The organism is uncultured Rikenella sp., from assembly GCF_948810725.1.
Classification (GTDB): domain Bacteria; phylum Bacteroidota; class Bacteroidia; order Bacteroidales; family Rikenellaceae; genus Rikenella.
The window spans coordinates 1-8,270 of record NZ_CAQIVA010000063.1; the positions used below are offsets into that span (position 1 = coordinate 1).

The window sequence follows — 8,270 nt, forward strand, 5'->3', positions numbered from 1 at the left end:
GCGCCTGGGGAAATCCAGTCAAAACGCACAAGTGCATTTTGACGATTTCCCTCTTTAGGCGGCGGCGCGCGTCGAGCTCTGTGCCGGACAGAACTGTTCTCTTTGTGAACAAAGAGAACCAGAAAAACTTTAGACGGATGCTGACGCATCCTCAAGCCGCCTGAAACTACCCTGCGCGAGTGGCGGGCGGTTAATAAGGCTAAGACAACCCTAACAAAACGCCTAACGAGTCCCCGGAGGGATGGAGCGATACTGCGCGTATCGCTTATCGGTTTGCTATGCCCAATTCTTTTCCACGTTTTGGGCGCTCAGTGTCAACCTGTAGATCAGCCCCTGATCTGGGCGCCGGTGGCTTTGGTCAAGGCGGACGAAATGGTGCTCATAATCCGCTCGATTTCGCTGTCGGTCAAGGTCTTGGTCGGATCTTCGAGGACGAAGTTCAGGGCGTAGGATTTCTTCCCGGCCGGCAGTTTGTCGCCTTCGTAGACGTCGAAGAGGCCGACGGATTTCAGCAGTTTCTTCTCGGCCCGGCTGGCGGCGTCGCGAAGCTGGCTGAAGGTCACGGCTTTATCGACCAGCAAGGCCAAATCTCGCTTCACTTCGGGGTATTTCGAGAGCTCGACGGCTTGTACGCGGACGGTCTCGACGATCTTTTGAAGGTGGGTGAAGTTCATCTCCAGGAAGTAGACGGGCTGTTTCAGGTCGAACTGGCCCCGGCTGAGTTTCGGAGAGACGATCCCGATTTCGAAGAGCTTTTTGCCGCGGATGACGTATGCGATCGCTTCAGAATAAAGGTCGCTTTCCAAGGTCTCGTAACGTCCTTCGTAAAGCTGGACGCCGAAGCGTTGCAACAACAGCTCTGCCAGGCTCTTGACGGTGAAGAAGTCACTCGGGCCGGGCTTCGGGTCGTTCCAGTTGGGCTGACGTTCGGAGCCGGTCACGGTCAGGGCGAGCCGGTATTCTTCCCGATAGGGACGAAGGGTGCCTTTCTGGGTGGGGTCGTCGGTGGCTTGTGCGGCGACGGCGGGGTCGTAGAAGTAGCAGTTCCCGAATTCGAAGAGGCGCAGGTCTCCGTTCCGCCGGTTGACGTTCAGGGCGACGGCTTCCAAGGCGTTGAAGAGCAGGGTCTGGCGCATCACGTTGAGTTCGTTGCTCAGCGGGTTGAGTATCCGCACGCAGTGGGAGGCGGGATAAGAGGTCAGGGATTCGTAGTAGGCGCCGCGGGTCAACGAGTTGCTCATGATTTCGACGCATCGTTGACCGACGAGCAGGTCGGCGGCGGCGTTGGCCAGTCGATCCGGGGTCTTCTGGTTGCCGGTGGTGATGACGTTCTTGATGTAGTGCGGGTCGGACACGTTGTTGAAGCCGTAGATCCGCAAAATCTCTTCTGCGATATCGGCTTCGCGCTGCACGTCGACGCGGTAGGCGGGGACGGCGATCTCCAGTATGGTGTCGCCGTTCTCGGCGAGGGTCTCTTTCCGGATGTCGATTTCGAGGCCGGTCAGGATCGCCCGGGCAGTCTCGGTCGGAATCTCGGCGCCGATCAGCCGGTTGATGCGTCCCAGGTTGACGGAAAATTCGAAGGGAGGGATCGGTTGCGGATAGATGTCTACGATGTCGGAACCGATGATCCCGCCGGCGAGCTCTTTGACGAGCAGGGCGGCGCGGCGCAGGGCATAAGGGGCCATGTCGGGATCGGCGCCGCGTTCGTAGCGGAAGGAGGCGTCGGTGTTCAGGCCGTGTCGCCGGGCGGTTTTCCGCACGCTCACGGGATCGAAGTAGGCGGATTCGATGAAGATGTCGGTGGTGGTGTCGCTCACGCCGCTGTCGATGCCGCCGAAGACGCCGGCGAGGCACATGGCGCGTTGTTGATCTGCAATGACGAGGTCGTCGGCGCTGAGTTTCCGCTCCACGCCGTCCAGGGTCACGATGGGTTCGCCGTCGGCGGCGCGCCGGACGATGATCTGGTGTCCGGCGACTTTACCCATGTCGAAGGCGTGCAGGGGCTGGCCGCATTCGTGCATCACGAAGTTGGTGATGTCGACGACGTTGTTTTTGGGGTTGAGTCCGATGGCGCGCAGGCGTTGTTGCAGCCATTCCGGACTGGGGCCGATCCGGACGCCGCGGACGGTCACGCCGGAGTAGCGCGGTGCGCCTGCGGTGTCGCGAACGGTGACGGTGACAGGCAGTGCGTTCGGGTCGTCTACGCGAAAGGCGGAGGTGTCGCCGAGCGATGCCTTGACGGCTTGTCCGTGTGCGGTCAGGTAGGCGCCGAGGTCTCTGGCCACGCCGTAGTGCGAAGCGGCGTCGATCCGATTCGGGGTCAGGCCGACTTCAAAAACGTAGTCGGCTTCCATATCGTAGACTTTCGCGGCGGGTGTCCCGGCGGGAATAGCGGGGTCGAGCACGATGATCCCGTCGTGTGCATTTCCCACGCCGATTTCGTCTTCGGCGCAGAGCATTCCGAAGGATTCGACGCCGCGGATTTTCGATTTCTTGATCTTGAAGCCCTCTTCTTCGCCGGTGGGGTAGAGGGTGGTGCCTACTTGGGCGAGGATCACTTTCTGTCCGGCGGCTACGTTGGGGGCGCCGCAAACCACTTGCAGCGGCTGGGTGTCTGTCCCGGTGGAGACGGTGGTCACGTGGAGGTGGTCAGAGTCGGGGTGGTCGGTACAGGTCAGCACTTCGGCTACGACGAGGCCTTCCAAGCCGCCGCGGATGCTTTCGACTTTCTCGATCCCTTCGATCTCTAACCCGGCGGCGGTCAGTATTCCGGCGGCTTCTTCGGCGCTCAGGCCGCTATCCAAATAGCTCTTTAACCAGTTGTATGAAATCTTCATGTCTCTTTGCTGTTTTTATCCTGTCTGTTTGGTCGTTCGGGCGGCTTGGGGTACTGCTCTTGTCTCCGTTTATTCCGAGAGGCACCGCAACTGAAAACCGAAGGCTCGGTAATATGCCAGTGCCGGGTTCACTTCGGCTGTGTTGAAGTACAAATAGAGGCCGTAGTAGGTAAGGCTGGAGGCAGTTGCTGCTGACCAGACGGAGCCTTCGTCGCTGGTGTTCCATAGGTTGCCGTCGCCGTGGCCGCGGAGGCCCGGGGCGGGGCCCGCAGGGCGTTTTACAGGCCGCTCTACCCTAAATTGCTCCCGTAGGTGCGCCTCCCTTTGTTTATTCCGAGAGGCAACGCAATTGAAAACCGCAGGCGCGTAGGTTGGGATTGGTCGGATGGATGCTTGCTACATAGAAGTGCAGGTGTAGTCCATTTATGTTGTTGGTTGCAACGGACCAGTAGCATCCGTGGTCGCCTATTCCGTTCAGTGTGCCTGTATTGTGAGTGCGGTAGCCCGGGGCGGGGCGAGGCGGCTCGGCACTCGAACCGGGCTGCCTGTGCGTCAAGTTCCACAGGTTTCGGTCTGACTTGCCACCCTGTTTTTCGTTTCGGGCTGCGGCGTCCGGCCCGGGCATCGAAGATGCCCCGCCGCAAGCCCGGCAACCTAAAGGTCGCACGAGCACCGCACCCATTCACCGCCTAAAGCTCTCGGGTTCGGCCTGTCGCCCACCCCCTGAGCGGCTTCGCCGCTGGGCGACAAGGCCGGCGGTTCGAAGAACCGCAGAAACAGAGCTCCATTCGTCCCCGCCCTGTTTGCAGTCGCCGCCAGCGGAGGCGCAACGAGCTCCGACGAGTTGCAGCCCGCCGCATGGGGTGGCGGCGAACTGCGCGGCTCAAAGAGCCGCAGAAGCTCGGCCCAAAGCACCGCCCCATTCTGTGGCATTCGTCCTCAGTTCAAGCGGTCGAAGCCTGCGGGGCCCACAGCAACGTGAGTTGCGGGCCTCCGCGGTCGGAGGCTTCGGCCCGCGCGACTCTGCGAGTCGCAAGAGCATAGCCCAAAGCTCGTCCCAGTTCCCTGCCCCGTGTCAGCCTCACTGCGGCTCCGCTAACGCTCCGCCGCGTTTTGCCGTCGCCCGCTGGGATTTCATCTCGATTTTGCTCACCGCAAAACGAGCGAAATCCCTCTTTACGCGGGTGGGCGACGGATTTTCGCGCGCTTGGGCGATTTATTCTCTATTCGGCTCACCGCCGAAATAGTTGAATCGCTTCTTTAGGCGTGGCGCGCGGTAAGTGTTGCCCGAGCTGGAACTGTTCTTTTTGTTCACAAAAAGAACCAGAAAACCGACGCTGCCAGCGAGAGCAATGCAAACATAGTTTGCCAATTGCCGAGCGGCGAGGAGGAAGGCGAAGCCAAACTTCAGAGCGCATCCCGCAGGGATGCGCTGGCCGTGTCTACCCGCATGTGCAAGACTGCGACCGCCTCAGCCCATTCTTTGTTCGCGCACGGGCGGAAACTTTCTCCCTCCCAATGCCCTTACGCTTCCGGACGTTTCCGCAACAAACGGAATGTATCCGAAGCGATCACCAACTCTTCGTTCGTCGTGGCGACGACGACTTTCACCGGCGAGTCCGGGGTCGAAATAATCGCGTCTTCCCCCGTGGCTGCTTCGTTCGCGGCGTTGTCGAGGAAAATCCCCATCGATTCCAACCCTTTACATACGGTATGACGCAATTTAGCCACGTTCTCGGCGATCCCGCCGGTGAAGACGATCATATCGGCGCCTTCGAGCTCGGCCATATAGGCGCCGACGAAGCGTTTGATCCGGAACATGTACATGTCCATCGCCAGTTGGGCCCGGTCGTTGCCGTTCTGGGCCGCTTCCCGAACGTCGCGCCAGTCGGACGAAATGCCGCTCACGCCCAGCAAACCGGACTGTTTGTTGATCAGATCGGTGGCTTTCTGGGTGTTCAGACCCTCTTTGTCCATGATTTCGAGCAGGACGCCCGGGTCGATCTCGCCGCTCCGGGTACCCATCATCAGGCCGTCTACGGTGGTGAAGCCCATCGAGGTGTCGAACGATTTCCCGTCTTTAATAGCGGTGATCGAGGCGCCGTTGCCGATGTGGCAGGTGATGATTTTGGAGTGTTCGAAGTCGAGGCCGGTCATTCCGCAAGCCTTCTGGGCCACATACTTGTGGCTGGTTCCGTGAAAGCCGTACCGGCGGATGCGGTCTTCTTCGTAGTATTTGTACGGGATGGCGTAGAGGTAGCACTCCCGCGGCATGGTCTGGTGGAAGGAGGTGTCGAAGACGGCTACCTGCGGAATGGTGGGCAGGAGGCGTTCGATGGAGAGAATCCCTTTCAGGTTGGCCGGGTTGTGCAGCGGGGCGAGCTTGAAACAGCTCTCGATCTGCTGCTTGACGGTCGAATTGACGATGGCGCTGTCGGAGAAGTACTCCCCCCCGTGCGTCACGCGGTGGCCGGCGGCGGAAATCTCGCCGAGGCTCTTAATCACGCCGTGGTGTTCGTCGGTCAGGGCGTCGAGGATCAGGTTGATCCCGACCGAGTGGTCGGGGATGCTCTGGACGAATTCGAATTTCGGTTTGCCGGTCGGTTTGTGGGTCAGGATGCCGTCGGTCAGGCCGATGCGTTCGACGAGCCCTTTGGCCAACAGTTGGTGGTCGGCGGGGCTGGTCATGCGGATCAGCTGGTATTTGATGGAGGAGCTGCCGCAGTTCAATACGAGAATAATCATTTGTGTGTGAATTTATTGCGCAAAACAAGAGGGGCCGGGTACAAGAAGGGTTCGGCGGCCCGGGGGGTTAAGGCGGGTAAAGTTAGCAATTTTATTCCAAACGTTCGCGCAGCGAGTGGAGCATCTCGATTTGGGCGGGGGAGCGGAGGCGGTTCAGAAGGTCGTCGACGAGTTCGCGGGCGGTTTTCCGGGTGTCGCGCGAGCCGCGGGCGGCGACGGTCTCCAGGGAGAGGGCGAGCGGGAGGCTGTAGGGTTCGGGCAGCATGGCCATCAGCAGGCCGACGCGGGCGGTGAAGAGGTCGAGGTCGTCGCCTTGACGCAGGGCGGCTACGTCGGCCATGGCTTGCAGGGAGGGTAGGGCGGAGAGTTCGAGCCGGCGGGCGGTCTCGACGAGGGCGGCGCTCGCGGTGGCGGAGTAGGGGCGGCTGCCGACGACTTCGGGCAGCAGGCCGGCGCGGAGGGCCTCTTCCAGGGCGGCGTCTACGGTTTCGCGGCCGATGGCGTGCCGGAAGGTTTCGATGTGGGTGGTCACGTATTCGAAGGCGGGGGAGTCGCTGCGCATGACGATGCTGTTCTCGAAGAGGGGCCAGACGACGCTGTTGGCGAGGTCTTGGGGGAGTTGGCCGTGCAGAAAGGCGCGCATGGCGGCGTCGGTGGCGGCGGGATCGCCGCTCTCGGCGGCGGTGTAGACGCGTCTTAGACGCCAGGTGCCGTACCCTTGGGTGGTCATCAGGAGGGCGCGGAGGCGTTGTTCGAAGTCTTCGGGGTCGAGGGTGGTGTCTATTTTGTCGAGTACGTCGCCGCCGGGGTGGAAGATCAGAATGGCGGGGTAGGAGGTGACTTCGTAGATTCGGGCGAGTTCGGCGCCTTGAGGGGTGCCGGTGGGCACCTGAACGGGGATGAACCGGTTCTCGATGAGGTTCCGGACGGCGGAGTCGCTGAGGACGTGGCTGGACATCCACCGGCTGCGGTGGTTCCAGTCGGCGTAAAATTCGACGAGCAGGGGTTTCCCCTGGCTCCGGGCTTCGTTCAGGGCGGCGTAGGGGTCGGTGCCGTGGTAGGTCAGGCGGTCGGTCTGCCCGGTGGCGGGGTGCAGCAGCACGAGGAGCAGGAGGGTGAGGAGGAGTTTTGGGGGGCGCATGGAGTGGGGTGTTTTTATCGGGGGCGGCGGGAATGGAAAAGAGGCTTTGTCCGGAAAATCTACTCGTTGCGAAAGAATCATCCGGCGAAAGCCTCTCGTGTTCTTGATGTGTGGTCGGTCGGGGCGACTACATATAATAAATAGGTGTGGTTTATATAATAGGGGTCGCTGTCCGGCGCGACCGGTTTAGTGGCATCCGCAGCCGCTTTCTCCGCACCCGTCTCCGCAACCGCCGTCTCCGCAACCGCCGTCTCCGCAGTCGCCTTCGCAGCCGCAGGAGCATCCGCCGCCTGCGGGCATCATGTCTTCAGGTCGGGCGTCGCGCACTTCGAGGATCTGGCCGCTGAAGTTTAGGGTCTTGCCGGCCATCGGGTGGTTGAAGTCCATGGTGACGTCGGTGTCGTTCACGGCTTTCACGGTGCCCATCAGCCGGTTGCCGTTCTGGTCGGCCATGGGGAGCACGTTGCCGACGACGAGCATGTCGTCGGGAATGGCGCCGTCAACCATAAAGACTTCTTTGGGCAGGTTCACGACGGCCTGGGGGTTGATCTCGCCGTAGCCTTCGGCGGGGCTCAGTACGAATTCGAAAGTGTCGCCGGCTTCTTTCCCTGCGATGTATTCTTCGAATTTGGGCAGGAGCATCCCTACGCCGTACACGAAGTTCAAGGGCCGTTCTGCGGTGGCTTGGTCGGCGATTTGTCCGTCGACGGTCAGGGTGTAGGTCAGTGACACGAATTTGTTCTCTGAAATCTTCATGCTGTTTCTGTTCGTTTAATTGGGTTTGTCTGAAAGAACGGGCGTTCTCTGTCTGTTATTTTGTGTTTTTGTTCTTCTCCGTTTATTCCGAGAGGCAACGCAACTGAAACCCGTGTGCGCGATTGTGTTCGTCACAGGAGTAAAGGTACTGTGTGTAGAAACCCAAATATTGCACAGTGACATCACTTGCCACTGGGGTACACGACCAATTGTATCCTCCGCTGCCGATGTGACTTGTTACGCCCTCATAGTCTGCGCGACCGAAGTCGCGGAAGCCCGGGGCGGGGTTTGTGCGGGTTGCTGCCAGCGGAGAGCAGCAACGAGCCCCGTTGAGTTGCAGCCCGCCGCATGGGGTGGCGGCGAACTGCGCGGCTCAAAGAGCCGCAACTGCACTGACTCATTCACCGCCCAAGTCTGTCTGCGGCGTCCGGCCCGGGCATCGAAGATGCCCCGCCGCAAGCCCGGCGACCTAAAGGTCGCACGAGCACCGCACCCATTCACCGCCTAAAGCTCTCGGGTTCGGCCTGTCGCCCACCCCCCCGAGGCGCTCCGCGCCTGGGCGACAAGGCCGACGGTTCGAAGAACCGTACGAGCACCGCATCCATTCACCGCCCCATTCCACAAGATTCGTCCTCAGTTCAAGCGGCCGAAGCCTGCGGGGCCCACAGCAACGTCAGTTGCGGGCCTCCGCGGCGGGAGGCTTCGGCCCGCGCGGCTCTGCGAGCCGCAAAAACACCGCCCAAAGCTCGCCCCAGTTCTCCGCCCCGTGTCCGCCTCACTGCGGCTCC

The 8,270-nt window shown here is 61.1% G+C and carries 4 protein-coding genes; all 4 read right to left on the minus strand.

What is annotated here, in order from left to right:
* Positions 1-326: 326 nt before the first annotated feature.
* Positions 327-2,840 carry a phenylalanine--tRNA ligase subunit beta gene (gene pheT / locus Q9S52_RS10020; protein WP_304709007.1) on the minus strand — a complete coding sequence of 838 codons (2,514 nt, stop codon included), beginning with the start codon at positions 2,838-2,840 and terminating at the stop codon, positions 327-329.
* A gap of 1,524 nt (positions 2,841-4,364) precedes the next feature.
* The gene (locus Q9S52_RS10025; RefSeq protein WP_304709008.1) at positions 4,365-5,585 is read right to left on the minus strand and encodes an acetate/propionate family kinase; all 1,221 of its coding nucleotides are present in this window, start codon (positions 5,583-5,585) and stop codon (positions 4,365-4,367) included.
* Positions 5,586-5,676: 91 nt separating this feature from the next.
* Complete coding sequence (locus Q9S52_RS10030; protein WP_304709009.1) at positions 5,677-6,726, minus strand: thioredoxin family protein; 1,050 nt, start codon at positions 6,724-6,726, stop codon at positions 5,677-5,679.
* 186 nt (positions 6,727-6,912) lie between these two features.
* On the minus strand, positions 6,913-7,482 hold the full coding sequence (locus Q9S52_RS10035; RefSeq protein ID WP_304709010.1) for a peptidylprolyl isomerase: 570 nt from the start codon (positions 7,480-7,482) through the stop codon (positions 6,913-6,915).
* Positions 7,483-8,270: the final 788 nt, after the last annotated feature.